The organism is Paenibacillus sabinae T27 (assembly GCF_000612505.1).
Classification (GTDB): domain Bacteria; phylum Bacillota; class Bacilli; order Paenibacillales; family Paenibacillaceae; genus Paenibacillus_AQ; species Paenibacillus_AQ sabinae.
The window spans coordinates 4,216,142-4,242,725 of record NZ_CP004078.1; the positions used below are offsets into that span (position 1 = coordinate 4,216,142).

19 protein-coding genes are annotated in these 26,584 nt (G+C 53.3%); 4 read left to right on the top strand and 15 right to left on the bottom strand.

Going from position 1 to position 26,584, the window contains the following annotated elements; genetic code table 11:
- Positions 1-159: 159 nt before the first annotated feature.
- The 4 genes from dnaI to PSAB_RS19355 all read right to left on the bottom strand — a co-directional run bounded on the left by dnaI (position 160) and on the right by PSAB_RS19355 (position 4,065).
- On the bottom strand, positions 160-1,119 hold the full coding sequence (gene dnaI / locus PSAB_RS19340; RefSeq protein WP_025336235.1) for a primosomal protein DnaI: 960 nt from the start codon (positions 1,117-1,119) through the stop codon (positions 160-162).
- An 18-nt stretch (positions 1,120-1,137) separates the two neighbouring features.
- The gene (locus tag PSAB_RS19345; RefSeq protein ID WP_025336236.1) at positions 1,138-2,664 is read right to left on the bottom strand and encodes a replication initiation and membrane attachment family protein; all 1,527 of its coding nucleotides are present in this window, start codon (positions 2,662-2,664) and stop codon (positions 1,138-1,140) included.
- Positions 2,665-2,936: 272 nt separating this feature from the next.
- Positions 2,937-3,224: a Dabb family protein gene (locus PSAB_RS19350; RefSeq protein ID WP_025336237.1), complete on the bottom strand. Its 288-nt coding sequence runs from the start codon at positions 3,222-3,224 to the stop codon at positions 2,937-2,939.
- A 49-nt stretch (positions 3,225-3,273) separates the two neighbouring features.
- The gene (locus PSAB_RS19355; protein ID WP_025336238.1) at positions 3,274-4,065 is read right to left on the bottom strand and encodes an SDR family oxidoreductase; all 792 of its coding nucleotides are present in this window, start codon (positions 4,063-4,065) and stop codon (positions 3,274-3,276) included.
- Positions 4,066-4,192: 127 nt separating this feature from the next.
- Between PSAB_RS19355 and PSAB_RS19360 the strand changes: the two genes are divergently transcribed.
- A complete protein-coding gene (locus tag PSAB_RS19360) occupies positions 4,193-5,095 on the top strand; it encodes a LysR family transcriptional regulator (protein ID WP_025336239.1) in 903 nt (300 codons plus the stop codon).
- Between the two features lie 55 nt (positions 5,096-5,150).
- On the opposite strand, the gene PSAB_RS19365 is transcribed toward PSAB_RS19360, so the two are convergent.
- Positions 5,151-5,447 (bottom strand): YuiB family protein, encoded by a 297-nt coding sequence (locus PSAB_RS19365; RefSeq protein WP_025336240.1) that lies wholly within the window; start codon positions 5,445-5,447, stop codon positions 5,151-5,153.
- Between the two features lie 178 nt (positions 5,448-5,625).
- Here PSAB_RS19365 and hemQ point away from each other — a divergent pair, with 178 nt between their 5' ends.
- On the top strand, positions 5,626-6,378 hold the full coding sequence (gene hemQ, locus PSAB_RS19370) for a hydrogen peroxide-dependent heme synthase (RefSeq protein WP_025336241.1): 753 nt from the start codon (positions 5,626-5,628) through the stop codon (positions 6,376-6,378).
- A 158-nt stretch (positions 6,379-6,536) separates the two neighbouring features.
- Here hemQ and PSAB_RS19375 read toward each other — a convergent pair whose 3' ends face one another.
- Together PSAB_RS19375 and PSAB_RS19380 are read right to left on the bottom strand one after the other, a co-directional pair.
- Positions 6,537-6,803, bottom strand: a complete 267-nt coding sequence (locus tag PSAB_RS19375) for a hypothetical protein (protein WP_025336242.1) — start codon at positions 6,801-6,803, stop codon at positions 6,537-6,539.
- 1 nt (position 6,804) lies between these two features.
- Positions 6,805-7,998, bottom strand: a complete 1,194-nt coding sequence (locus PSAB_RS19380) for an NAD(P)/FAD-dependent oxidoreductase (RefSeq protein ID WP_025336243.1) — start codon at positions 7,996-7,998, stop codon at positions 6,805-6,807.
- 288 nt (positions 7,999-8,286) lie between these two features.
- Here PSAB_RS19380 and PSAB_RS19385 point away from each other — a divergent pair, with 288 nt between their 5' ends.
- Complete coding sequence (locus PSAB_RS19385; RefSeq protein WP_025336244.1) at positions 8,287-9,288, top strand: NAD(P)/FAD-dependent oxidoreductase; 1,002 nt, start codon at positions 8,287-8,289, stop codon at positions 9,286-9,288.
- A gap of 214 nt (positions 9,289-9,502) precedes the next feature.
- Here PSAB_RS19385 and sda read toward each other — a convergent pair whose 3' ends face one another.
- Positions 9,503-9,646, bottom strand: coding sequence for a sporulation histidine kinase inhibitor Sda (sda, locus tag PSAB_RS19390; RefSeq protein WP_144240625.1), 144 nt, complete (start codon positions 9,644-9,646; stop codon positions 9,503-9,505).
- A 357-nt stretch (positions 9,647-10,003) separates the two neighbouring features.
- On the bottom strand, positions 10,004-10,666 hold the full coding sequence (locus tag PSAB_RS19395; RefSeq protein ID WP_025336246.1) for a YheC/YheD family protein: 663 nt from the start codon (positions 10,664-10,666) through the stop codon (positions 10,004-10,006).
- A 399-nt stretch (positions 10,667-11,065) separates the two neighbouring features.
- Between PSAB_RS19395 and PSAB_RS19400 the strand changes: the two genes are divergently transcribed.
- A complete protein-coding gene (locus tag PSAB_RS19400) occupies positions 11,066-11,278 on the top strand; it encodes a hypothetical protein (RefSeq protein WP_025336247.1) in 213 nt (70 codons plus the stop codon).
- 92 nt (positions 11,279-11,370) lie between these two features.
- Here the strand turns inward: PSAB_RS19400 and PSAB_RS24700 are convergent, their stop codons facing one another.
- From PSAB_RS24700 to PSAB_RS19430, 6 genes are all read right to left on the bottom strand, one after another.
- Positions 11,371-13,020, bottom strand: coding sequence for an S-layer homology domain-containing protein (locus PSAB_RS24700; protein ID WP_025336248.1), 1,650 nt, complete (start codon positions 13,018-13,020; stop codon positions 11,371-11,373).
- 65 nt (positions 13,021-13,085) lie between these two features.
- Positions 13,086-20,012, bottom strand: a complete 6,927-nt coding sequence (locus tag PSAB_RS19410; RefSeq protein ID WP_025336249.1) for a TIM-barrel domain-containing protein — start codon at positions 20,010-20,012, stop codon at positions 13,086-13,088.
- Positions 20,013-20,149: 137 nt separating this feature from the next.
- Complete coding sequence (locus PSAB_RS19415) at positions 20,150-21,427, bottom strand: ABC transporter substrate-binding protein (RefSeq protein ID WP_025336250.1); 1,278 nt, start codon at positions 21,425-21,427, stop codon at positions 20,150-20,152.
- Positions 21,428-21,597: 170 nt separating this feature from the next.
- Positions 21,598-23,226, bottom strand: a complete 1,629-nt coding sequence (locus PSAB_RS19420) for a response regulator transcription factor (protein WP_025336251.1) — start codon at positions 23,224-23,226, stop codon at positions 21,598-21,600.
- Between the two features lie 38 nt (positions 23,227-23,264).
- Positions 23,265-25,079 carry a cache domain-containing sensor histidine kinase gene (locus PSAB_RS19425; RefSeq protein WP_025336252.1) on the bottom strand — a complete coding sequence of 605 codons (1,815 nt, stop codon included), beginning with the start codon at positions 25,077-25,079 and terminating at the stop codon, positions 23,265-23,267.
- 260 nt (positions 25,080-25,339) lie between these two features.
- Complete coding sequence (locus PSAB_RS19430) at positions 25,340-26,551, bottom strand: multidrug effflux MFS transporter (RefSeq protein ID WP_025336253.1); 1,212 nt, start codon at positions 26,549-26,551, stop codon at positions 25,340-25,342.
- Positions 26,552-26,584: the final 33 nt, after the last annotated feature.

Below are 26,584 nucleotides of genomic sequence, written 5' to 3' on the forward strand. Positions count from 1 at the left end.
CCGCCCGTCAGGGCGGAGGCCGAATAGGGACCGCTCCATGCTCCACAGCAACTCCGTACCAGAAGCGTCGCTCCTTCGTAAATTTTCGGGTGCCCTTGGGGTCCTCCCCATTGGGGAGGATTTAGGAGGGGAATCCCTTGGATTTAGGAGGGGCATCCCTTAGGAGGAGCGCCCTCCCCGCTGATTCTCCCCAACCAGCTGCACCACATCCACATAAGGCGAAATGCGGTTCATCAGGCGCTGCCCCTTGTAAACCTCCTCGCCGTCTTTGCTGGTGAAGCTGAGATGCTTCTCCAGTCCATCCAGCGGATAGTTCGACGTATAGAATGTCGGCTTGCGGTTCATCCGGTAGTTCAGAATCGGCCCCAGCACATGATCCCGCGCCCAGGGGTTCAGATTCTCCGCTCCGATATCGTCAAAGATCAGCAGATCGCAGTTCTTCATCGTATCGACGGTTTCTTTGAGCTTTTGCCCGTCCGTCATGATCGACTTCAGCTCCTCAACGAAATCGGGCATGTACACAATAACGCCGCTGAATCCGGCGATCGCCAGCTCATGCAGCAGGTAGCACATCAGAAACGTCTTGCCGGTGCCGAAGGAACCGTACAGGTACAATCCGCGTTCGGACAGCCCCGTCTCTTTGGTGTTCTCGATGTACTGGAACAGTTGGCCCACCGCCGGAGCCCGTCGCGGGTCCTTGCCCATAATTTCAATCTCGTCATAGCCTTCGTTCAGCACACGCTCGTCGACATAGAAGCTGCGAATCCGTCTGCGGATGCGATCCTGGTTATCTTTGGCAACTTGCAGCTCGCATGCGGTCTTGCGCTCATACAAATCGGGCAACCCGCCGACGCTCTCTACCGTGAGCTTGCTGTAATGCCCCTGAAAATCGTTAGGGCACCGCTCCAGACCGGGACAATTCGCACAGTTGCGCGCTTCCTCCACATATTGATACAGGCGGCTTAAATGAAGCCTGAGCCTGGATTCCTCCAATTCGGGATGTTCGCTGCGAAGCCGAAGCACGAGCGGATGGTTCAGCAGTTCATGCTCCAAATCCCTCGAACGCAGGCGCAGCGCTGGATTATTCATCGAACGAAGCACTTCGCCCATCGACTCCACCTTAACCCCTCACTTTCCTTACGGCGACTTCGCCGCTCCTTTTTTCTTACTGGCCTTGATATCGGCAGCCATCTGCATCATTGCCGCAAATTCCTCTTCACTCACGGCTCCTGACTGACCATCATCCACCGCAATCTGGATTTCGGGCTTCCCGGACCGGCCTGCGCCCTTCCCATAAGAACGCGAACGCGCTCCCGGCGCGCCGGAGGCCGCTTTTCCTTTGACCTTGGATTGATCGCGTATGTAGCGTACCGCCTTCTCGTAGCTGTTAACCTGCTTGACCAGCATATTGGAGGCAATGGCCTCAACAAAATTGCGGTTGATCCGCTGTTCTCCTCCCGAGGCGACCATGGCCATCAGGTAGTGAATGAGAATGTTGATGACTTCGCCCGGCAGCTTGTAATTGAGATCGATTTTCTCGAAAATATCCAACAGCTGACCCGGCACCGACCCCGGAAAAAAAGTCTGAAGCAGCCGGGTATACGGCTCGTTGCGCAGCATCATATTATATTGGTGAATATCGCATTTGGAGAGGAACTGCGGAGGAACCTCCACATAATATTCCATTTCGACCGGCTGCTCATCGGGCACGATCGGTTCTTCGGCCTGCTCGGCCGCCCGGATGGACACGACCTTTGCGGCGGCAACTTCACGCTGCTCCTGCCGCTTCATATTTTGCCGAAAATGCTGGCTCGCCCGGTGCTGAAGCTCATCCAGCAGCACATCGCCGTCCGGACCAAAAATACCGTCCTCGTCAAGCAGCCGGCATAGATCCTGCGCGCTGAGCTTATATTTGTGGGCCACATAGTTGATGACCCCCATCTGCTCATAATCGAAACGCAGCTTCTCGACATGCGCCCGGTTCACCGACTCCCGCGGAAACCGCAAAATGATGTCGCTGTAGCCGATCTCAAGCTTCCCTTCCCCATTCTTAACGGGCTGTCGGACGGCGGCTACCTCGGTCAGCGCCTGCTCCAGCTCGTAGTCGATGACATGCGTGTTCAGCTCGAAAATATCGTAGAACGGCCGCGAGATATTCTCCTTGCCAACGGCTCCCCTGCTCCATTCCTCCGGCTCCCTGCCCCAAAACTGCTCTCTTAAGGACAAGACGGCGAATTTGCCGACCTTGTCGCGCAGCAGCAGCGTCAAATGCTGAGTGGCAAAAAAATCCGACGGCGACAGCGGAGTCATCAGCTCGTACTCGTACATATAATCTTCGGATTCCGGTATGAAGACCCGACTCGTCTGAAGCAGACCGACCGCTTCCAGCTTGGATGCCTGTTCGATCATCGTTCTGCGGCCCTTCTCGTTCGGTTCGACACCAAGCGTCAGAAACAGGCGCCGCTGCGGCTCCGCAGGCGAATACCCGATTGCTTCTGCCGGAACATGAGAATACAGCAAACGATACAAACTTATAGCTAAAGCGCCGACCATAGGCTGGTAAATGGAGCTCAACATACGTTCGTCGACGGGACTGAGACCGAATTCGCGGGAAACGCAGTACCGATGATGTTCGGTGAAATGATGTAAATGACTGATATGCATCTTCGGATACCTCCAATTCACGAATTCTTAGGACATTTCTATTCAAAGTAGAGTTCTATTCTATCATAAATCGACTGTCAATAAATGTGGAAAAAAGCCCAAATCGGGCGCTTTCTCCCGCTCGCTCGCATCCGGTCCGCCTTATCCTGATCTATGCTGATTTTTTAGAAAATATGATGAAACAAATTAAAACGGCCGCATCCTCAAGTGATTCTTACCCGGGAAGCGGCCGTCTGGTTGCGCCTTATGTCTAATATAGGGTTATTCGTAAATCAATCTTCATATAACAAGGATGCGCCGGATTCAATCACGGTCTGCATAAATGTTGAAACCTCGACATGCTTGGGATGCGTAAGGTAAGCCTGATAATCCTCCATGGACCCGTACCGTGTAATCAGCATCAGGTCAAAGGGCGATTGTCCGGTCCGTACATCCTCCCTGACCTCAATCCCGGCAAGACTTTCAATTTGTCCCCTCATGCCGAGTAGCGTCTCCCGGACCCGATCCCTTATTTCCGGGCTGTTATCCTTGAGTTTGATCAGCAAATTATTTATAAGCATCTCAACAACTCCTTTTCTTATACGTAATAGAAACTGTGTACCTTCCCGGTTACACGGCCGGAAGTGTCCCGCCGTCGATCACATACTCGCTGCCGGTGATGGAGGCAGCACGATCGGATGCCAGAAAAGCCACCAGCTCCGCCACTTCCTCCGGAAGGCCGGGACGGCCAAGCGGTATGCCACCGAGCGAATCCATCAGGGCGCTCAGCGCCGATTCCCGGCTTCCCGTTTCGACTGATAGCCGGTCCAACAGCGCATCGGCGGCCTTGGTCTGAATGAAGCCCGGAGCAACCGTGTTGATTCGCACGCCCAAAGGTGCGAACTGCTTGGACAACCCTTTGCTGTATGTGGTAAGCGCTGCTTTGGCCGCCGCATAAGCGAGAGTCGCTTCGTACAGGGGAAGCCTGCGCTGAATGGAGGAAATATGGATGATCACCCCGCTTCTACGCTCCACCATACCGGGCAGCAGGCCGCGGTCCAGCCTTATGGACGCGAACAAATTGGCGTTAATCGTCTCCTGCCAGTCCTGGTCGCTTAAGACGAGCGCTCCTCCGGAAGGGGCAGATGAGCCACCGACATTGTTTACCAGAATGTCCACTCCACCCAGGCGGTTCAAAGCCTCCTGTACCACCTTTTCGACTCCTTCCGGTGTGCTGACATCCGCCTCAACAAAAAGGCCTTGAAAGGTTCCCGGTTCAGGGGCCGAGCGGGCTGTAATCATTACTGTGGCGCCGGAATCAGCCAGCCTCCCTGCGATCGCCGCGCCCATTCCCTTGGTCCCGCCTGTCACCAGCACCCGCTTCCCGGCAAATTCCTTCTCTGTGCCTTTATAAAAAGCTATAACCTCATCTCCTTTGTTTCATGTGCTTCCGATCGGACAGCTACATCTTACAATGGACTTTTCAATTAATCTATTTTATTATTTTCATCAAATCAATGAATATTTTTAATGAAAGAATGGAGGCTCCATGGAACTGACTCAGCTCGAATATTTTCTGACGGCTGCCCGGCATCAGCATTTAACCAGAGCGGCAGAGGAACTGCGGGTAACCCAGTCGGCCTTAAGCCACGCCATATCCAAGCTGGAGAGCGAACTGGGCGTTCCCCTGTTCGATCGAACAGGGCGCAATATCCGGGTCAATGCGTTTGGTCTCATGTTCGCCAAGCGGGTGGAGCGAGGACTCCTGGAACTGAAGTCAGGCATCCATGAAATCGAAGCCAATACCAACCCCGACACCGGAATCGTGAACCTCTCTTATCTCAATATTCTAGGCGCCGAGCAGGTACCCCGACTTATTAAAGATTATCAGCGGCTGAAACCGGGCGTAAGATTCGAATTGACGCAGGGCAACTACGATGATATCAACGCCCATCTGGAAGCCGGTCACTCGGATTTAATGATTACATCCAAGGAGGCGGCTGACGATAAGCATGAATGGGCGTCCATCAGCACCGTTCCGCTGTACCTTGCCGTACCCAAAGAACATCCCTTTGCGGCTCGAGCCTCTATCAGCCTTCGGAAGATTACGGGGGAGGCTTTTATCGGCATGAACAAGAACTGCGGGCTGAAAAAGACTCTGACGACCCGGTTCATGAATACCGGCTTTGAGCTGAACGTCATATATGACGCCGAGGATTTAATGACAGTCGCAGGATTTATCTCCGCAGGGCTCGGGTTGTCCGTACTGCCCAGAATGACGGGGCTTCAATTGGAAGGCATCTCCTGGCTGCCGATCGAAGAACGGGACTGGACATGGGAGATCGGCCTTAAATGGCGGACGGACCGGTATCTGTCTCCTGCCGCTCGCGGGTTTCTGGATTTTGTTCTCAGCTACTATCCGGAACAGGAACAGGCTGTCCCCCTGACGTAGCCGGGGAACAGCCTGCTTGATATGCCTTATCTTCGTCTAGAACACTTGTCTTCGTTTAGAACATTTTATAGCCGCCGAGCCGCAGACGCCGGATAGTCCAGCCGCTGAGCACCGCTCCAGCCAGCCCCGCAATGCCGGTCAGGTAATCCACGGGGTGAAACGAGGACAGATGCTCCCAGAGCGTCACGGAAGAACGGTCCCAGATCGAATACACCACCACCGGCAAAATGACGAGCACGAACAAATAAGCCGGAAACCAGGTGGTCTTCATTAACATATTGAGGATAAAGCCGATGCCGAACATCATCACAAAGAACAGAACGGTGAGCACAAACACAGGAATAAGTCCCATCGTTACCCTTCCCCTCTCTCGATTAAGAAGCGCGAATAAAGCATCAACCCGTAGTCAGTTTACTAGAAAAAAAGGGGCGAAGCAACGAAATTCATAGGGCTCGCCTTGCCCCCGTTTGCTCTTCACCGTACGCTTGCGCTACAATGCTTAGAAGGACAACCATTTGAGGAGTGATCGCATGAGTGAAGCCGCTTTGACGCTGGAAGGATGGTATGCGCTCCATGACTTCCGCTCTCTGGATTGGACCGCCTGGACGGCGGCCGATGACGAGGAACGCGCTGTGGCTCTGGATGAACTGAATGCTTTTATAGAGGAATGGTCCGGTGTAGAAGAAGCGAAGCTGGGCAGTTCCGCCTGGTATTCGATCGTCGGACAGAAGGCCGATTTTGTGATGGTGCATCTGCGCGAAAGCCTGGAAGAGCTGAACAAGCTTGAGGTCGCTTTCAACAAGACGGCATTTGCCGCTTTTACAACCAAAGCTTACTCCTATGTCAGTATTGTGGAGCTAAGCAATTATAATCCGAGCGGAGAGAGCGGAGAAGACCCAATGCAGAATCCGCATATCGCCGCCCGCCTGAAGCCGGCCCTCCCGAAATCTAAGCATATCTGCTTCTACCCGATGAACAAAAAGCGCGAGCTGGCCGACAACTGGTACATGCTTGATATGGCCAAGCGCAAGGAGCTGATGTATTCGCACGGGCTGATCGGCCGCGGATACGCAGGCAAGGTGAAACAGATCATTACCGGCTCTGTCGGTCTGGACGATTGGGAATGGGGCGTAACGCTGTTCGCCGACGACGCGCTGCAGTTCAAGAAGCTGGTCTATGAGATGCGGTTTGACGAAGTCAGCGCCCGATACGGCGAATTCGGATCGTTCTATGTCGGCAACCTGCTGACTTTTGAATCCTTTGACGAGATGTTAAAAGTATAGCAAGTAAGAAGAAACGGCTTCGCCGTCCTCTGAAAGAGGGGGCACCCGTTTCTCGTAAAAGTATCAGGTCAAGGTTAAGCGCGAAGCTTATCCTTGACCTGATACTTCGAAAAAGGGTGTGCCTTTCGCGTCAACACGCGAAGGGCACACCCTTTCTTTCACTGTTCTTCCGAAGACGCTTCATCGTCTCCGTCTTCCTGCAAGCTCTTCAAATAATCGGCGGTCTGCCGGTCCCGTGTCCGACTCTTCTCCTTCAGCCGCTCAATCGCGGGCATGATGAGCAGGTCGATTTCTTTCTGGACTGTATAGGCCAGATCATGCCTTTCCTGGTCCTCCAGATAGGAGCCAACCTCAATCAGGCTGTTGTAACGGTCAAGCTCGTCCCGGGTCAAAAGCCCCCGCACCTGTACGCTGCAATGACGCATCCTACAGGAATCTGCCTTTCTTCAGCACCAGCGGAATGCCACCGATGATAAAGAGATAGCGCAGATCGACGACTTTTTTGAGCTGGGCCGCAAAAAAGCCCTTGTACTTCTTGTCGCCAACCACGGCGATTCCCTCGCCCTTGCCGAGCGAAGCCACCGTTCCTTTATTGCTGAACGCGAATTTCTTCGGCTGCTGGCTCCGGATCGCGGCTACCAGGTTGTTAGCGCAGCACTCGCCCTGCTGCATGGCGATCTGCGCCGTCGGAGGGTAAGGACGGCCTTCCGGCGAGATCATGAGCGAACCGTCACCGATGATGAAGATGTTGTCGTGTCCCGGAGCGCGCAGGAATTCGTCCACTTTCACGCGGCCGCGCATCGCCTCGAAGCCCGCCGCTTCGATCAGACGGTTCCCGCGGATGCCGCCCGTCCAGACGATCGTCGACGCCTTGATTTCTTCGCCCGTCGCAAGCAGGACGCTGCCCTGCGTGCATTCCTTGATCGCTACGCCGATCTTGAAGGTCACGCCTCGCTTCGTCAGCACCTTCATGGCATGCTCCACCAGCTCCGGCGCAAAGCCCGGCAGCGCGGTTGGAGCCGCCTCAACGTTGTAGATGTTGACCAGACTCGGATCGACGTCGTACTCCTTGCAGAGTTCGGGAATCCGGTCCGCAAGCTCGGCTACAAATTCGATGCCGCTGAAGCCCGCGCCGCCGACAACGAAATTGATATGCTCCTGCGGGTTGTTCTCGTTCTTGTATTTGGCGAATTGGTACTCAATATGCTGGCGGATAAGACGGACCGAGTTGATGCTGCGGATCGTCAGGGCATACTTGTCCAGTCCCGGAATGCCGAAGGTCTCCGGCTCGCCGCCAAGCGCGATAACGAGATAGTCGTAGGACAGCGTGCCGTCCTCCAAAATGACTTTTTTCTGCTGGGTGCGGATTTCCTGCACCGACGACTTCACCAGATCGATCTTGAATTCATCGATAAGCTTGGAAATGGCAACGCGAGAATCCTCGATCGAATCCGTTCCCGCGGCAGGCATATGAAGATGGGTCGTAAAGTAATGGTACTCGTGGCGATTAACAAGAGTGACATCCGCCTCGTTGTAGTTTAAGGCCTTTTGCAGACGCTGTGCGGTTAATATACCTCCGTATCCCGCACCTAGAATTACGATTTTGGGAATACTATTCATTTTCCGGCTCCTTCCAACAGGCGAATCTGATTTAACTGTTCATTTTAAGATTATTGTGAAATTATACACATAAGGTTGGAATAAATTCCAATAAAACTTAAAGCAATTCGAAAATAATCATATATATTGTAAACCTTACTTAGCCATTAATCAAATGGAATTCATTCACAGCAATTGGCGAATGCTCCAGTTAATTCTGTGAACCTGACCTTTGCAGGCTGGTCTCACAATGTTTATAATGGGGTAGTATGGCAATTTGAATATATCAACTTGGAGGTGTAAAATCCTGTGACTTCCCAGCAATCCGATTCTCCCATTAACGACCTGCTGATCATCGGTGGAGGCCCTGCAGGCATGTTTGCCGCATTCTACGGCGGGATGCGTCAGGCGTCTGTAACCCTTATTGAGAGTATGCCCCAATTGGGCGGGCAGCTTGCCGCTCTCTATCCCGAAAAATATATTTACGACGTAGCGGGGTTCCCTAAAGTTACCGCGCAAGAGCTGGTAGACAATCTTTCCCGGCAAATGAGCCTGTTCCAGACCGATATCCGTCTGGAGGAGAAGGTCATTTCCGTGGAGAAACGGGAAGAACGCCATTTTGTCGTAACGACCGACAAAGCGGAATATCATGCCAAGGCCGTCATCATCACGGCAGGCGTAGGCGCCTTTGAACCCCGCCGCCTGGAGCTGCCCGAAGCGGGGCGCTTTGAAAAAGCGAATTTGCACTATTTTGTAAGCGATTTGAATGCTTTTAAAGATAAAAAGGTACTGATCAGCGGCGGCGGCGACTCCGCGGTCGACTGGGCGCTGATGCTCGAGCCGGTCGCCGCCGAGGTTACTCTGATCCACCGCCGCGACAAGTTCCGCGCTCACGAGCACAGCGTCGAGAACCTGATGAATTCCAAAGTCAAGGTCATCACGCCTACCGAGATTACCGCGCTGCACGGCGAAGAGTTCATAGAGAAAGTGACCCTTTCCAATGTCAAGACCAAAGAAACCCAGGAGCTTGAAGTGGACAGCGTTATTGTCAACTTCGGCTTCGTCTCCTCGCTCGGTCCGATTACCGAATGGGGTCTCCAGATCGAAGGCAGCTCCATTGTCGTCGACTCCCGGATGGAGACGAATATCCCGGGTCTGTTCGCCGCGGGCGATATTACCACTTACCCCGGCAAGCTGAAGCTGATCGCCGTCGGATTCGGCGAAGCACCGACTGCCGTGAACAACGCCAAGGTCTACATCGACCCTGAGGCGAAGCTGTCTCCCGGCCACAGCAGCAATCTGAAGCTGTAAAACCGGTGTTGGCATAAGCAATTGTCTGCGGGGACCCCGCTGAAGTGCCCAAAAATTATTTTTCTTAGACAAAGCTGCACTTTATGAGGGGTTATTTAATATAAAAAGGGTATCCTGACGGGTTGAGATAAACTGCAGCTCGAAAGGATACCCTATTTAAATTCTGGTAGCGGTATAGGTTTATGTAGTGCTTCATGGATAATCCAGAAGTCTGTTATTGGAGTACCGCATGGTGTGGAGAGTGTAAGTTCCGTTTGAGAATTTCAACGAGCAGAAGCGCGATAAAATCATGCTCCAGCTGAAGTTCAATGGCCTTATGGTAAGAGTCCAACAGCATCTCGTCCGATAATTCAACCACAACGTTCACCTACCTTTCCTTTTTTTGGTTCCTCTCTATCATAGCAAACTATCAATTTTCGAACAAGTGTTCTTATTATCCACAGCTAGATGTGGAAATCCTGTGCATAATGTGTGAGTAAGGGCGATTAGTGCAGTGTACATGCGGTGGACTATGGGGATAACAGTTATACACAGGATTCGCCTTTGGTAGTATAATAAAAAAATTTCTGCTTTGCTATAATAATTTTAAAAAATCGGTCTCTTTTCCCCTGTTAAATGAACTAATATCGGAACTAAGGATACACATCTGGCGCAAAAATGTAAAACTCTTTTTATACATTTGCCTATTTTTATTGTCATACTGGTTCATTCGTGGTTATTGCGGTCTCGTGTTTACTTCCAGAATCCAGATTCTTCCCGAACGGTCCACGGCATAGTCAAACCCCAGTTCGCCGATTCCCGGAAAATGACGCTCCATCACCTGGATGCAAGTCAGGGTCAAATTGCGCATTTCCTTTCTTTTTGCCGAAGAATTGATCCGCGGGAGCGATCTTCGGAGTCCTTCCCTGCAGGTCAGCATGCTGCCTCCCTTGCACAAATTGGTCACGAACAGTCCGGGTCTCGCCAGACGGCCGACCATGGAGCGGAATTCCCAATGCTCTCCGTTCTTCACTACCTTAACTCTGTAATCTATCGGACGTCCGGCGATTCTCGCAAGCGATATGCCCTGCTGGATCAAATAGCCGCGTTTCACCCTGACTTTCTTAAGCGCAGCCGTCATACCGGCAAAGTCCCGGTACATCCTCGTTTTGGCCATATACGTAAAGCCGTAGCCCCTGCCGTCACGGAATACCTTAATAACGCCGTACCCCCCTCCGCCGACAATCGGTTTGATCACGACATTTCCGAATCGGCCAAGCATGGAACGCAGTGCTGAATTGCTGTAAGGCACCGTTCTTGGAATATAACCGGCGATCCGGCCGTCGCTGAGCAAAGCTTTGGTCTTCAGCCATTTGCTGGCCAGTTGTCTCCCCGCCATTGCCCCTCTCTCCTTTCTGAAAGCCTGCTATACTGTACTCAATCTCCGTTTGGCCCTCTTGTATGATTGTCCTTGATAGAAGGCGTTCGTATAAAAAGGGGCTGCTATGCCGCGGCTTATATCCCGCCCCAAGTTCCGTTCACCGGGGAAATATTCCGCGCTTATCCGACAGCATCCACGCCGCCGCCATCCGAAAGAGAGAAAATGGAGGAAATTGTCGCATCGCCTCCGCAGACCAGCCGACAAATTTCCTCCAGGGAATGATCGCACTTCCGGAAAAGCTAAGCAGAGCGCCGTGGAGAGACGGCAGGTCTAATAATGTAACCCTTTTCATACAGTGTCGTATCGCTTATAGTTAAAGTAATCCCATCTTTCGTTTATCCTTAAGGAGGCGCTGCGATGGCTCAATTGTTTGAGATTCTATACTGGCTCGCCATGATCGGCTCGTCCGTCGTATTGGCCGCAACCACGCTTCTGGTCTGTGCGCTGGGCTTCAAATTCTTCATTAAAGACCGTCGCAGGGCGCTGGGCGCGGGCTGCATCGCCTTCTCGCTCGTATCCGCGGCCCTGATCGTATTGATGATTAATTACAAGTTTATTTTGGCGGCTTGAGAGAGGGGGAATTCCCTGCTTTCAGGCAAACAAAAAGAGATGCCCCGCGTGATTAGCGAGGCATCTTTCTTTATTTAACCGGGTACCGGGTCTTAGTTTCCGGCATTCCCGATATTCGCGATCGCCTGGGCCGCTTCCGCGCGGGTCACCGTCCCCTGCGGGACGAACGCCGAAGCGCTTCGGCCTTTCATCAGGCCGAGTCCCGCCGCTGTGCTCACGGCATCGCGCGCCCAAACGCTGACTGCGGCCTGGTCGTTAAAGACCGGGGATGCCGCAGCATCCGGTTTGGCCTGCGTATGGAGGATGCTCCAGGCTCTAACGAGCATGGCCGCCATTTCCTCGCGGCTGATGGTCTGCTCCGGCCTGAAGGTATCCGGGCCGGTTCCCTTGATGATTCCGGCCTGATAAGCCGCGGCCACTTCATCCGCATACCACTTGGCTGCGGGAACATCCGTGAAGGCAGCGCCGCCTCCGCCAAGGCCCAGGGCCCGAACAAGCAGCGCCGCAAATTCCGCGCGCGTTACTTGGCGGGCGGGAGCGAACTCCTTCAGGCTGACCCCTTCCACGATATGCTTTGCCGCCATTTCAGTAACGGCGCCATAGGCCCAGCTTCCAGCGGGAACATCCATGAAGGTTTTGCGGTACTCCAGCACCGCGTACTTGCTGAAATGATCCGTTTGGCCGATTGCCACATTCCCTGCGGACAGGCTGCCAATGTACTCAAGCTCCCCCGCATCGGAAAGATAATAGAGACCGGCCAGCTTGGCGGCGGCAAGCCCGCTTGCCTTGAGCTGAAGCGTCACCGGATGCGCGAATGCGGTTACGGGCGTTTCCGCTCCGCCAGCTGAGATCAGCTTCGCTTTAAATTCGTAGATATCGCTTGCAAGCTTCAAATCGGCGAATTCGCGCTGCTTCGCAAGCGCAAGCAGGGGCACGCTGTCGGCAGGCGGCACCTTCACAACGCTTAAAGCCGCTTCGCCGCCGGACTTGGATGCCGCGGCGACCAGTTCGCCGAGCGTCTGGGCGCTTAGTTTAAGCGTAAAATCGGCCCCCGCCAAATTCAGCCCGCTGCCGTCCTGCGCCAGCTTATCCAGCAGCGCGGCCGGAATGCGCGCCTCCGTGCCTGTTCCAAGCGTGAACGTCGCCTCTTTCAAGGCGTCGTTCATCGTGAGCTTATCCTCCGTCACCCGCACGACGGCCGGAGAGGGAGTCGGCGCCGGGGATGTCGGCGTTCCCGGCCCTGTCGATGCCGCAGCGCTTGGAGACGCGGTGGGTGTGGCGCTTGGGGCCGCACTCGGTGTAGCACTTGCAGTCGCGCTTGGAGCAGCGCTGGGAGTGGCGCTTGGAGCCGCGCTCGGCTTGGCGCTAGGCGTTGATGAAGGCGGCGCCGATGCCAGCTGCCCATAGCTGAAACTCGTCTTGTAAGGAGTGTCGCTGTTCTCCACGCCAAGCTGAACCTCATACTTGCCTTCAGCGGAAATATTCCATGTAAACGTGAAGGCACCGCCGTCTCCGCTTGTTATACTATCCAGAAAAAGCTGGCCGCCGGGCTCCGCCACCTTCAGCGTCACCAGTTGTCCCGCTCCGGACGCCACCTTCCCCGTTACCGTTGCCTGCTTGGTTGATATGTCGGCGCTTGCGGTAACATTTGTGAACCAGACAGTTTCGGAAGCAGTCGCCAATGCTTGCCAGAACGTAGACAGGAGCAGAATCAGGATTAGCGCAGGAATGCTCTTCTTCATTGTTTGCCTCCTTTTTGCAAAGAAACCCCGGCGGGGAAATCCCGCCGGATTGTTCATCTAATCGTTCAAGGGGTCAACTCTACTACGTCTGCCAGAGGCATCATGGTGGTGTTCATCAGATCCTCGCCTTCCCAAACCATCAGCTTGACCTTGAATCCCGCCACACTTGCAGGAAGCTGGAAGCCTGCGTTCAGCTGCAGGGTCTGACCCGCTTTGACCAGGGAGGAGCTGTAAGCGTGGTTAACCATCTTCAGTCCGCCGTTCCCGTCATAAAGCGCAGCGATAATCAGCACTTGCTTGTCTTCGGACAAAGCGTTCGTAACTTTGACCTTGGCATCCAGATATTTGCCGGCTTCAAGCTTATTCATGTTGAACGAAGGCTCCATCTTGAAGCTGTCTTCCATTCTCTTCAGCACCGTGTAATCCAGCGTATACGATACGCTTCCCTCTTCGACCCGGATCTGGTACGGACCCGCAGGCAGTGTGGCCGGAAGGGACAGCGTCAGGTTCGCTGTACCGCCCGTAATAGAGCCGGATGCCGCCGGAACCCCCGCATAGGGCAGGGCGTTTTTCAGCAGTACGGCTTTGACAGCCGTTCCGTCAGTGACGTTGGCTGTATGAACGACAATCTGTACGTCCTTTGCGCTGCCGGCGCGGTGCATGGCTGCGTCCAGCGTCACGTCCTTGATGCTCGGTGCGCCTCTACCTGTAAGCGAAGCTGAAATCTGCTGCGCTTCGGAGGTTGCTGCCTCGGCCGTCCGGAAATACAGCTTATGGGCAGCCGCATCATAGAACCAGACATCATGGCCTGCTTGAACGGCCTCTTTCGAGCCAACCTCTGTCAGTTCTTTGCCGTTCCGTTTGACCGAGTAGACGTCCTTATCTTCGGCTCCGATCTTCACTTCAGAAGCCCATACTCGGCTTTCGACCTTACCAGTGTAGCTGCCGTTAATTGCCGCGATATTCAGCGACACTTTGTCAGCCTGAGCACTTGCCTTGATCTCGGTTGCCGCAGATTGGCCTTTCTCGTAAGCGTACGTGCTGCCGTCATCCTCATATAGCGTGAAGCTGGAAGTTTCTCCGCTGGTTAACGGATATACTTTGAGCGTCAATTCGCTAGCCGGCGTCTGCTCCGCGAAGTCCTGAACCGCTCGTGTCGGAATAATGGCGCCTTCCTTCACCAGCATCGGAATGGTATTCAGATCGGCATTGTACGTAATTTCATGTCCTCCATTAAATTTCTGCTCGGAGTTCCAGTCATACCAGGTTCCGCTTGGCAGATACACCATTCTTTGAGATGCGCCTTCCTTATTTACCGGCGCAGCCATAATGGAGCCACCGAACATCCATTGATCCTGAATGTTATATACATTGCTGTCGTTCGCATAATCCATAACGAGCGGCTTCATCAGCGAAGCTTCGCCGTCCGCTGTCTGCTTGGCGGTGGAATAAATGTACGGCAGCAGCTGATAGCGCTGATTGATCGCTTTCGTCACCGAAGCTTCCGCTTCGGCTCCGAATGCCCACGGTTCCCGGATATTGGTCGGGTCCGAAGGATTGTCGCCGAGAGCCACATGCGACCGGAAGATTGGCATTAAGGAAGCCGCCTGCATCCAGCGGGTGTACAGCTCCGGCGAAGGCTTGCCATTAAATCCGCCGGTGTCGTTAGTGAAATAGGAGATGCCCGATGCCGCCGCGCTGAGACCCAGCTGCAGCTGATGCGAGAAGGAAACCCAGCTGGCGTCGATGTCACCGCTCCAGACGGTAGTGCCGTACTGCTGGATGCCGGTAAATCCAGATCTTGCCAGCGTCCAGACCCGGTCGCCGGTATAGCTGCGCTGACCGTCATAGAACGCTTTGGCCTCATTCAATGCGTACACGTTCGTTATTTCCGCCGCGCTGCCCGCAGCGAACTGGTCTCTTAACGAGTCGGTTGGCTGTTCCGGTTCGTTAAGGTCGATCCAGTAGCCCTTCACGCCGGCATCATGCAGCTTTTTCACCTGGGAGCTGTACCACTTGGCCGCTTCGGGATTCGTGAAGTCGATCAGTCCCGCTTTACCGTACCAGGCCGGGTAAATGACTGTTTTGCCGGAAGCGTCCTTGACGAAATAACCTTTGCTGTCGCCTTCTTTAAAGTTGGAAGCTGTTACCTGGATATAAGGATCGACGATGGTTACGATGTTCACGCCTTTTTCCTGCAGCTCGGCCATATTGGCCTTTGGACTCGAAAAATCCTGCGCCGGATCATCGTTCCAGGTCATATCGAAATAATGATTTTTCTTCGCCCAGTATACATCCAGCACCATGGAGTCGAGCGGAATATCCTTGCTGCGGAAGGTATCCACGATGCCGTCCACTTCGTTCCAGCTTCTGTAGCCGAATCTGGATTGCATATAGCCCAGCGCCCACATTGGCGGAATCGGAGCGGTGCCGGTCAGGCTGGAGAAGCTCTTCATGATGCTGTTCAGGGAACCGCCGGTGTCGCCGGCTATGAAATAGTAGAGCATTTCCCCGTTCGGCGCGCTGAAGCTGTATTTTCCGGCATCTGCAGCACCCAAGTCGAAGGTCACATTTTCGTACGTATTGTCAAAATAAAGCCCATACCCCTTCGTGCTCGTAAAGAACGTGCTGGAAACATCGGAGGTATTGCCGCCATAGCCTCCGGTCATTGCATTGTTCATAACCACCTTCTTGCCCAGACGGTCGAACGACTGCGCGTCGCGGTCCATGCCGAGCCCGAAGAAATGCTCATCCTGAGCCAGAGCCATCTCGCTGTATACGCCGGTGTCACCGTCATACCCGAAGCCTGCGCCGCCAACCTGCTCCGAGAGCAGCTTGGTGTTCGAAGCGTCATAGTAAGCCAGGCGGAACGGCGACTTGTAGGCGCGGATGCTCAAGGCGTCCGTCTGAATCAAAATATAGCCTTCATCACCCATATCTTTAACGGATGGGATTACGGAGCCCTGCTCGCTGTCCACCACAAAGGTATCCTTCTTGGCAAACGTGCCGGTCGGCTCCATCCACACCTTGGCCGTATCGGCTTTCACGAATTCAAGCTTCACCTTCGCACTGCCCTGCGAATTCAGCACAACCGCCCGTCCGTCTGCGGATACCTGGTACGGATCGGTTTCCGACAGGCTGTTAACGAAGGTAACATCCTTATACTGCTGGTCATTATCCTTCTGCAGCAAGAAGTCGTCGATGCTTAAGCTGCTGCCCGCTTTGCCTTCGGAGATCACGCCGACCTTGACCACTTCATTCATGGCCAGCTGAATATTCGGCAGCTTCAGCTCCGTAAATTCCGCCCCGGCCGGAATATCAAGCGTCTTGGTACCGCCGGAATACGTTACGTAGACCTGGGCTTTGCCGAGCTCACCGGTCTTGCGGGTCTTCAGCGTCAGCTGATACACGCCGTCTGCCGGCGCATTGCCGAACTGCCAAATATCGGAGGAGTAGTCGCTTGCGCCGCCGATTTGCGTAAAAGCGTTATCCCCGTCCCGCGTAATCGCCTGATGCGTCATGTTCGTGCGGCTCCATCCGGCGAAGCCTTCGTCAAAGCTCGGATTGTACAAGGCTACGGACAAAGTCTCAGCCGCCGATTCCTCGGATGTAAATTTCACGTTGTCGATCTGCATGGAAGTATCCGGCTTGGGAGCTTCCAGAATGAATTTTACCGTCGCTTCCTGCTCGGTAATATCCGCTTCGACTTTGAATTCCTTGTACTGAAAATCGCCCGCATCCCATTTCGTCTTGCCTGTGGATGGGACTCCATCCTTCAGGCTAGGCGTAATATCCACCGTGACATCATCTTTGCCCGGCTGGGAAATGATCATTTTCGCTTTTCCGCCCGCAAATGTCGGGTCGGTGTGCGGCATCAGCTTGACCATGGCCGACAATGTGTAATGTCCGTTCTTCAGGCTGGTAATTCTCTGCTGGGAGACCGCTTTTCCGCCCGCATCCGGGGAGTACAGATACTGCTTGTGACCGGCATAGGCATCATTGGTATCCACGCCGTGCCAGATGGTAGTACCCTGCGTATCTACGCTCCAGCCGGTCTCATTGCCCGTTTCGAAATCACCGTTGATCAGTTGGCCGGTTCCGGAGCTGAAGGAAATCGAGTCGATATGAACCGAACCCGCGCTGTCCTCCGTTTGCGCCAGCGTGATCAGATTCGTTCCTTTTTTCAGCGAAATCGTCTTCTCCGCGCTGCTCCACTTATCCCAAGCCGATTTACCCAGCGATTTGAAAGTCACCGTGTCCGAATCGACCGGGCTGCCGGCAATATCCTCCACAGTAACCGCCAGAGAACCGTCCGCTTCATTTCCGTTGGCATAGCGGACATTGAGCGGATAATTTCCATCCTGCGGAACACTGACGGCAAAGGTCAGCTTGGCGCCTTTGTGCTCAAGCCCGGCGATATAGCCAAAGCCCTGGTAGCCCGCCGCATCATTGCCAAAGATCGCTCCGCCCTGATACGAAGCCACTTCCGCCTGATACGATTTGGAGGCCGTCTTCGGAATCAGCTTGAGCACGACCGCGTCATGCGGCTCCAGCGTCTTGGAGAAGAGTGCCTTGTATCCAAGGTCTTTGTGCTCCCAAATATCGCGGACATAGGCTCCGTCAGCAATTCCCAGCTCTTTGACAAAATTCATCGAGAGCGCCTTGGACTCGTCGCTGCGGTTGAACAGGGCGACAGCCCATGTGCCGTCCGGCAGCTGTCCGGCCCACCGCTCGCTGTCACGGCTGGCGTTGTTCTTGTAATGCTCATCGGAATAATAGATCGGCTTGCCCGCCAAGCCCGATTTGTTCAGCTCGATCAGTTCCGGATTCTGATAGAATTTGGCATTGTCCCCGATGGTATCGTACTGGTCGGCGATCGTAATCGGTGAGCCCGCCATCGTGAACAGTGACAGAGCCGTCTTCCGCTCGTTGTCGGCGTATTGGCCGCTATAGGTGTTCAGGCGCAGGAAGTCGCCGTCGTTAATCATCGATCCGCGGCCCGAAATATCGGAGAATCCCGTGAAGCCCTGGAAGGAGTTGGCCCACTGCGACCAGCTGGCCGTCCAGTTCTGGCGGCGTCCGCTCGTATGATCCCAGCCGCCGCTGAAGACGTCCTCGTCGATGCGGATCATGTCGCCGAACTGCTGCTCATACTTGCCATGGCCCTTCAGATCCGGCATGACCAGGCTGAGGTACATATGGTTCTCAGCGGAGGCTTCGTCCATCCACTGCAGCGCTTTGGCGTATTCCGTATCCGAATCGTGGCCTGTTCCGATCTGGCCGAGGCCCTGGTCGTAGCCCGATTCATACCAGGAGAGAAAATCGACGCGCAGGAAGGAAGCGCCCTGCTCGGCCAGGAACCTGATATAGCCTTGAAGGTATTCTTTGGCGCCCTTCTTGTTGACGTCCAGCCAGTACAGCGCCTGGTCGGCGCCCTGTCCGCCGTCGAAGCGGTCGCCGTTCAGCTGCTTGCCGTTGCCGAGGTTGTACGGCTCCGTCTTGATCAGGCTGGCGACCGGAATCTGCTCGGTGCTGCCATCGTCATTCTTAACCGTGACATGGTATTTGTCCGGGTGCTTCAATACTTCCGGGCTGACCCACAGCGGATCATAGTAGATCCCAAGCTTCATGCCTTTGCTGTGGATGTAGTCGGCCCAGTACTTCCAGGTGTGGCCGTCCGGGTAGACTTCGGAAGGATAGCCCTGCCAGTCATTCGGACCGGCCCATTTGACCTCCACATCGTCCACATCGATTCCCGCGAAGCCGGCCTTGCCTTTAGGGTCCACGACAAATGCGAGGTCCAGCTTGCCGCTCGTCACATCCACCGTCATGGAGTAGTCGGTCCAGCTCTCGCTGGACACCGTTTTGGCCAGAGCCGCTTCCGGCACTTCGGTGTTGTATCCGTCCACTTGGAATACTGCGGTCGCTCCATTTTTGATCATATCGTTCTTGGTCTTGGCTTTGGCTTTTACCGTGTACAGACCGTTCGGCAAATGAATGCTTTGCGAGACCGTTTGTACCTCATCGGCTCCCGGATTCCAGGTGTACAGGGATTTGTATGCTCCCTTTTCGTTTTCATTAATGCCGAATCCGCCGCCGCCCGTGCCGGTAATATTCCAGCCGTCCGTATTTCCCTGAGTGAAATCGCCGTTGACGACATGGTTCGAAGTATCGACCTCATCCGTTTCCTTCTCAAGCTTTACATCGTCGAGGTCGAGCCCGGCGCTGAATTTATTTTTGGACAAAGAGTCATAGGAGAATTCCAGAACCACACTTGGGTTGGTGACATTCAGCTCGACTCTGTAATCCGTCCAATCTTCATAAGTAATCGCCGTTACCGTTTCTGCTTCCGGATCGGCGGCATCATAGCCCTTGATCTTCATGTAGGCCGGTACGCCGTCCGCGAACATGCCGTTCTTGGTCTTGGCTCTGGCGCTTAAACGGTACAGGCCCGTATCCTTCAGATACACATTCTGGCTGACGGTTTCTTTATGGGGTTCATCCTTCCACGTCCATAACGACTTATTGCCGTTATCGTCGTTCCGCCCGTGACCGGCCGGTCCGGTAAAGGTCCAGCCTTTGGTCTCTTCATCGTTGAAGTTCCCGTTAACCACACCGTATACCGGCTCCGTTTCACCGCCCGCCCCCAGCGGATCAGTCATCCACCGATTGTTATGCGAGACAATGTAACCGTTCTCATTTAATAGCGTGGCTCCTTCAATCCATCCGTCCGTGCTGACCATATCGTAGCCGTACGGCTGAAAATTTTCCGCCATCCAGTCGATGTTCGCCTTCCAGCGGTCTTCCGGCATGAACGTATTTTGGGTCCATTGATGCTCATACGAAATCCAGTACATCGGCCCCGAGCCATTTCGGGTAAACTCGCTGTTTCTCGCCAAGACGGAACCCGAGCCGAAAGCCGGAACGACCAGGCTGAACGCCATGATCGAGGCCATCAACCGATGTAATCGCTTTCTATTCTTTGTTTGCATCCCCTAGTGTCCTCCCGTTTCATCTTAGAGTGAATAACCCTGCCTGCAACAGCATCGCACCCGGCTGCGAACTCACCTCCTTAACAAAAATTTTCGGCATGGCTGCAGCGATCAACCGACTGTGTAAAGGTTCCTTCTTACATATTCTCCGCCTTCACCAGCTTGACCCAGGCTTTCGTCAACTCTTCCAGCACCTCATTCCTCGACTTGGCATGGGCTGCATATTCCTGAAACAGCGCCCCGAGCTGCGTATCGAAACCGTCCGGCCAGTAGCCTTGAACCCATGGATAAGTCCTGCCCAACTTCATGTAGCGGATCGTATCGGCAGCCAGCTGGCCGCTTGGCAATGCTCCGCCCTTCACGACAGGGACCTCGCCGTGCCATCCATAATGCTTGATATAATCGGTAACGATGTAATTAAGAAATTTTTTTGCTTCATTAATATGCTTGGAGGTGTCGCTGATGCGGAGGAGCACGGAGGAGTCAACCATCAGCCTTGCCTTCGAAGGATCGTCCCCGACCGGTTCCGGGAAGAAGCCGAGCTCCGCAGACGGGTCCGCCTTCAGCAAATCTCCTTCCGCCCAGCTCCCGTTATGGACCATGGCCGCTTTGCCCTGCGCCACCAGAGCGATTCCCGTACCATAATCCGTCGCAAGCGGCTGATCGTTACCGTACTTCATCATGAGGTCAATCATGTCGAAGGTCCGGCCAAATAAGGGCAGGTCCTTGAAGATCTTCTTCCCTTGCGAAATGTCCTGCGCCGTCTGCTCATAATCCCCTTCTTCGGCAGCAAGCGCCTGGGTAGCAATATGCTTGAACACCCACCATTCCTTGAAAGAGTTGGCGAAGGGCGTCACGCCTATGGCCTTGATCCGTTTGGCCGCCTGCTCCAGTCCGGCATAAGTCGAGGGTAGGGAGGAAATGCCGGCCGCTTCGAACACTCTTTTGTTGTAAATGAAGCCGTACGATTGGATGCTGACGGGAACCCCGTAGATTTTGCCGTCCCATTCGGCGGATTTCAGGGCGCTGTCTTCAATCTGGCCTACAAAAGGCTCCCCGGTAAGCTCCACCACAAGGTCCTTATACGTCCGGTTCGCCCAATAACCCTGAGTCATGAAAATATCCGGCACATCGCCGGAATTCAGCCTGGTCTTGAGAACCGAATCATATTCGCTTGATATCAGCTCGGTTTCCACTGTAACTTCCGGGTGCAGCGTGTGGTATTTATCCGCCATATCATGAAGCTGCTCCGACAGACCTTCCCCGAAGGTGAACATTTTCAGAATTACCGGCTGGGGCTGGGTATCCGCTTCCTTCGTATCCGCAGCAAAATGGCTGCCGCCAACCGAACAGCCTGTGAACGGCACAACTAAGAGAATCAAGCTTAATGCGAGAAATACCGGTCTCTTCTTCATTCTGAAACTCCCCATTTCAGGCTCCACGTAAACGTTTAAGGTCCCTCAATGCCAGAATAACGTGAAGCCCTCCCGATTGAAATGTACAAAAATGATGGATTTATAGGAATATCCTGAACTCTGATTGCCAGTGACACACTACGAAAATGGAAAATGGAACGACGAGCCGTTCACATGCTTTTCTTGGATTGCAGCATCCGGTTCCGGTACTCGCTTGGCGACAAGCCGGAGTATTTCTTGAAAGCCTTACTGAAATAGGCGTTGTCGTTAAATCCGACTTTGCTGGAAATTTGCTGGATTTGGATGGCCGGATCATCGAGCATTTCCTTGGCCTTGTCCATCCGCACTTTGAGCACATACTCGTAGATGCCGAACCCGAATCTTTCCTTGAACAGTCTCGACAAATACTCCTTGCTCAAAAAATACTGCTCCGAGAACATCGTCAAATGGATGTCGGTAAAAAAATTGTCGTCGATATAGTTCTTGATGCGGATAATGTTGAATGTCTCCGATCCCTTCAGTCCTGCCTGAATTCTGTCGAATACATGCGAGATGACTCGAAAGACAAAATCGCTAAATTCCTCGAAGGAAGAATAGGATTGGACGGTTCCAAAGGACATCGGCTTTCCCTGCAGGTCTTCCGCAACCCCGAGCTGAATCGCAATATCTTCAATTAAAAAGATAAATTCGGCTGCCGCCTTTCTTGCGTCGTCCATGCTGAAATAACCGGACTGCTTGACGTGTTCAAAATATCCGGCCACAATCCCCCGGGTGAACTCGATATTCCCGCTTTCGAAGGCACGGATCAGCAGCTCTTTTTTGTTCAGGATTGACGGCATTTCCGCCCTGCGCCCGGTTTGAATCTCCGTGAATACCCGGTTTCCGTTCTTCAAAATATTGATGCCGGATTTAATCGCATGCGCTTCGCTGTAAGAGACGCTGAGCTGTTCAAAGGAGGGGGAGAAGCTGCCGACGGCGGCGATCGAAGTGAATCCAAACAGGTTCTGGAGTGAAGCAATCATTTCCGTTATTTGGGCCGCGCTGAAGTCTTTGGGCTCCGGGCGAGCGCCAATTTCGAGCACGACAATAATCTCATGATCGGCCTTATAGCTTCGGAAGCTGAAACCCTGGCTCCAAGGGGCGCAGCATTCATCGATCATATTCGTCACGGCAAAATAGCAGGAGAAAGAATCGCCCTTAAACTTGGCAGCGCATACACTATTAAAATTTAGAAGCTGGACAATCGCGCAGCCATAGAGTACGCCCTGCTTCGTCATGGAGGTCAATCGCTTGTAATCCTCAATTATGGGGGGATGCACGCGGTCACCTTCGATAATCATGGTCAGGAGCTTTTCCTTGAACAGCGGGAGGGACAAATTATTCATCATGCGCTGGCGCTGCTCGGTCTCGCGCTCTTGTCTTTCCTCATCAAGCTGCCGGATGGCTTGGCGCAGGGAACGGTTCAGCTCGGTCCGGTCGACCGGCTTCAGTAAATAATCCAGTACCTTGTAATGGAGGGCTTGTCTGGCGTATTCAAACTCATCGAAGCCGCTGATAATGATATACTTGACTTCCGGATGCTCGGCGCTTGCCCTGCGCAGCATTTCCATCCCATCCATCACGGGCATCTTGATATCGACCAGCACGATGTCCGGCTTCCACTCCTTCAGCAGCTGCAGACCCGTGCGCGCTTCCGGCGCCTCCGCGATTTCGGACACCGCAAGCTGCTCCCATTCGCCCGCCAGCCTGATCGCTGTCCGGACAGGACGTTCATCATCGACAATTAACACCTTATACATGCGTCAGATCCCTCCCGTTCGATTGCCCTCTGTCTATTCTACCGGTCTTCTGCAGGCATGATGATTTGTACCGATACTCCTCCCTCCGGACGGTTCCGGATATCCAGCCTGGCGCCCGTATGGATAAGCAGCTTCAATCTTTCGGATAAATTTTTCAGACCGATGCTCTCCTGCTGCCCGACTATCCAGTTATCCTGCTGAAGCAGCTCCTGCAGCTCCTTAAGTCGATCTTCCGGAATACCGGGACCATTGTCGCTGACCTCGATGACAGCAAGCCCGTCTTCCCCAATATACCCCCGAACCGCGATCCGAACCGGGTCCAAGGTCTGCTCCAGAACATGCTTGATCGAATTCTCCACCAGAAGCTGAACGGCCATTTTGGGAACGCGGATTTCGCCTATGCTTCCTTCAAGCGCGATGTCGACGGATAATCTCTCGCCGTACCGGGCCTGCTGCAGCATGACATAGCTTTCGACATGTTTCATTTCCTGGGCCAGATTTACATTGTCGCCGGTCCGAATCGAATAACGCAAAATATATGCCAGCGCCTGCACCATCCGGTCAATATGATCGACCCTATGAACGAGCGCCTCCGTCGATATCGTCTGCAGGGCATTATATAGAAAATGCGGATTGATCTGCGCCTCAAGCGCCTTCATACGCGCGGTCTTTTCACCCAGCTTGGCTTTATACTCCTCATTAATCAGCTCGTTGATCTTGGCTACCATAGTGTTGAATTTTTTGGAGAGATAAGCGATTTCGTCGTTCCCGTTAATATCAATCTTCACGTCAAAGTTCGCTTCCCCCAACTTCTCCATCTGCTTCGACAACCGTTTCAGCGGCCGCGTAATCGTTTTCGTTGCAAAGGTGACAAGCAGTGTGCCGATCAGCAAAAAGGCCAACCCGATTAAAAACTCCAGATTTCTCGTATTCTTGGCCCGCTCGTTCAAGACGCTGGTGGAGATCAGCTTGATTAGCTTCCAGCCGTCGCCCGGCGACACGTTGTAAGTGACCAGATAAGCCTGCTGTTCGCCGCTCCAATTTAAATAGCCTTCCGGCTTTATCCAATTAATGGACCGCAGCAATGAGGCCTCATCGTATAAGCTCTTCTCGCCGCTGTGATAAAAGCTCGTATTATTCCGGTCTAAAATCGCCACAGCCTCAGCATCCTGCTCCAGAATATCGCGGATCATTTGATCCCGGTAGGCAGAGCTGATCGTAATGGACACCATTCCCAAAGGCCGCTGACTCGGAATATTGATGAGTGCCCTGTGAAAGGTAAAAAACTGCCGCTGGTTCTCTGCATCATAAGCCCCAGCTGACGGTCCCTGCGCCGGCGGCTCAATGCTGCGAAATGCGTTGGCTCTCGTACTGGCCTCCTTGTACCACCCGTTCGACGTGATGTTCCGGGGATGATCGACCACCAGCTTCGGGGAGTCCGTCAGCCTCGATATGGTGTACCTGGCCCCGGTCCGGGGAATATACAGGGAGACGGCGGCGATGTCCCCGCTGGAGGAGTAGAACAGATTCCGTAGCTGGTTCTCCATGTAGAGACGGCTGGAGAAATCCTCCTCATCGCTCATCAGCGCCTCCATAAAGTTGTCGTCCCGCCTGAACGACAGCGACAACGCGTCAATCTGCGCCACAAAGTTGTCCAGGCTTTCATTCATATGCTCCAGCTCTTTGGCCGTATTGGAAAGATAGTTGTCTTTAATTATCCAGGTTGTCCGGTAATAGGAGACGGTGGCCAGCACCAGAATCAGCACACAAACGATGAGCGAAAAAGCCAGCCCCAGCTTATTCCCTAACCTGCGGGTGAAATTTCGGAACCGATTCAATAGAAAAAGCTTCATCCTCTCACCGCCGGTACCCATAGTGATGAATGCGTTTTCAATATTTTATCACAATTTGTTTGGGGACTCTATTGGAATTCAAATTTTAACGGCTCATTGATCTCTGTGACGTGTCAAACTGGGGCGACTGAATCAACTATGAGGAGAATCCGGTGGCAACCGGAGAGGAATAAATGTGAAAAGCCCGCTTTTAAAGCGGGCTAAAGTGCTATGCACTGATGCTGCGGCACTTTTATCGTTCCTTTTCAGATGGTCTGTAATTAAGAGCACGGAGAATAGCTTGCTTGCGATTTATGTGCAAGTCCAAAGTAAGCTAGGATAGCCAATAAGCTGGTCGACAAGATAATAACTCCCATTGGGACTGCGGTATATTCACCGGCAATGCCAACCAATGGAGACGTGAATGCTCCCAGCAGGAAAGGCAGCAATCCAAGAAGTGCAGATGCGCTCCCTGCCATATGACTTTGTGACCCCATGGCTAGAGAGAACGAAGCGGTTGAAGTTGTTCCGATCGATGCGACAAAAAAGAAAAGCGGAATAACCAATGCCAGTAATGGGCCGTGTAAAAGAATTACAAGTAAGGCCGCAAGGCTGGACGCGCCGGATAGCAGCAATCCAAAACGCAGAAATTGCCGCTCCGAGATCACATGGGTAAAGCGTCCAACGATTTGTGAACCGAGAATTAAGCTGATCCCATTTGATCCGAATAAAATTGCAAACAGTTGTGGAGAGGCGCCATAAATATTCTGGTAGATAAAAGGAGTCCCCGATACATAAGCAAATACCCCTCCGATCATAATCCCTTGTGCAAGCGCGTATCCGGTAAACTCACGATCTTTAAGCAAGGTTCGAATACCTCTAATCAGCTCGCCAAAGTTGCCTGAAATTCGCTTCTGAGCAGGTAACGTCTCTTTCAGGTTTACGGTTGCAAGGATAACTAAAACCAATCCAACCGTACCTAAAACCACAAAAACACCCACCCATGAAGTAAAGGCTATGACGCTGCCTCCAGCCACTGGTGCAATTAAGGGAAATATATTATTTACCAGCATAAGCAGTGAAAAAAACTTGGTGAGTTCCGGTCCGCTATAAACATCGCGGATGATCGCCCGGGAAATAACAATTCCTGCGGAAGCGGCAAAGCCTTGAACAAAACGTGCTGCTATGAAATAGACAATATTAGGTGAGACCGCGCAGACAAATGAAGCGATCAAATAGAGAATAAGTGAGATTATTATGGGCCTCCGTCTTCCATGAACGTCACTCAAAGGGCCCATAATGATTTGACCCAGGCCTAATCCTACCAGGCAAGCAGTTAGACTAAGCTGCACCAGAGAAGCACGGGTGCCAAAGTCAGCAGCGATTTCAGGAAATGACGGCAAATACATATCGATTGTAAGTGGACCCAGTGCCGAAAAAGCGCCTAACAGCAAGACCAGTCTAAGGCGGTTAACATTTTTTGTTGAAGACATCGTTTGATTTTCTCCTGACTTATGCAATTAAGC

Bases quoted from the DNA above. Each gene is read 5' to 3' on its own strand.
- PSAB_RS19345 (WP_025336236.1), bottom strand. From the start codon at position 2,664: ATGCATATCAGTCATTTACATCATTTCACCGAACATCATCGGTACTGC.
- PSAB_RS19350 (WP_025336237.1), bottom strand. From the start codon at position 3,224: ATGCTTATAAATAATTTGCTGATCAAACTCAAGGATAACAGCCCGGAA.
- PSAB_RS19360 (WP_025336239.1), top strand. From the start codon at position 4,193: ATGGAACTGACTCAGCTCGAATATTTTCTGACGGCTGCCCGGCATCAG.
- PSAB_RS19365 (WP_025336240.1), bottom strand. From the start codon at position 5,447: ATGGGACTTATTCCTGTGTTTGTGCTCACCGTTCTGTTCTTTGTGATG.
- hemQ (WP_025336241.1), top strand. From the start codon at position 5,626: ATGAGTGAAGCCGCTTTGACGCTGGAAGGATGGTATGCGCTCCATGAC.
- PSAB_RS19375 (WP_025336242.1), bottom strand. From the start codon at position 6,803: ATGCGTCATTGCAGCGTACAGGTGCGGGGGCTTTTGACCCGGGACGAG.
- PSAB_RS19380 (WP_025336243.1), bottom strand. From the start codon at position 7,998: ATGAATAGTATTCCCAAAATCGTAATTCTAGGTGCGGGATACGGAGGT.
- PSAB_RS19395 (WP_025336246.1), bottom strand. From the start codon at position 10,666: ATGGCGGGGAGACAACTGGCCAGCAAATGGCTGAAGACCAAAGCTTTG.
- PSAB_RS19400 (WP_025336247.1), top strand. From the start codon at position 11,066: ATGGCTCAATTGTTTGAGATTCTATACTGGCTCGCCATGATCGGCTCG.
- PSAB_RS24700 (WP_025336248.1), bottom strand. From the start codon at position 13,020: ATGAAGAAGAGCATTCCTGCGCTAATCCTGATTCTGCTCCTGTCTACG.
- PSAB_RS19410 (WP_025336249.1), bottom strand. From the start codon at position 20,012: ATGCAAACAAAGAATAGAAAGCGATTACATCGGTTGATGGCCTCGATC.
- PSAB_RS19415 (WP_025336250.1), bottom strand. From the start codon at position 21,427: ATGAAGAAGAGACCGGTATTTCTCGCATTAAGCTTGATTCTCTTAGTT.
- PSAB_RS19420 (WP_025336251.1), bottom strand. From the start codon at position 23,226: ATGTATAAGGTGTTAATTGTCGATGATGAACGTCCTGTCCGGACAGCG.
- PSAB_RS19425 (WP_025336252.1), bottom strand. From the start codon at position 25,079: ATGAAGCTTTTTCTATTGAATCGGTTCCGAAATTTCACCCGCAGGTTA.
- PSAB_RS19430 (WP_025336253.1), bottom strand. From the start codon at position 26,551: ATGTCTTCAACAAAAAATGTTAACCGCCTTAGACTGGTCTTGCTGTTA.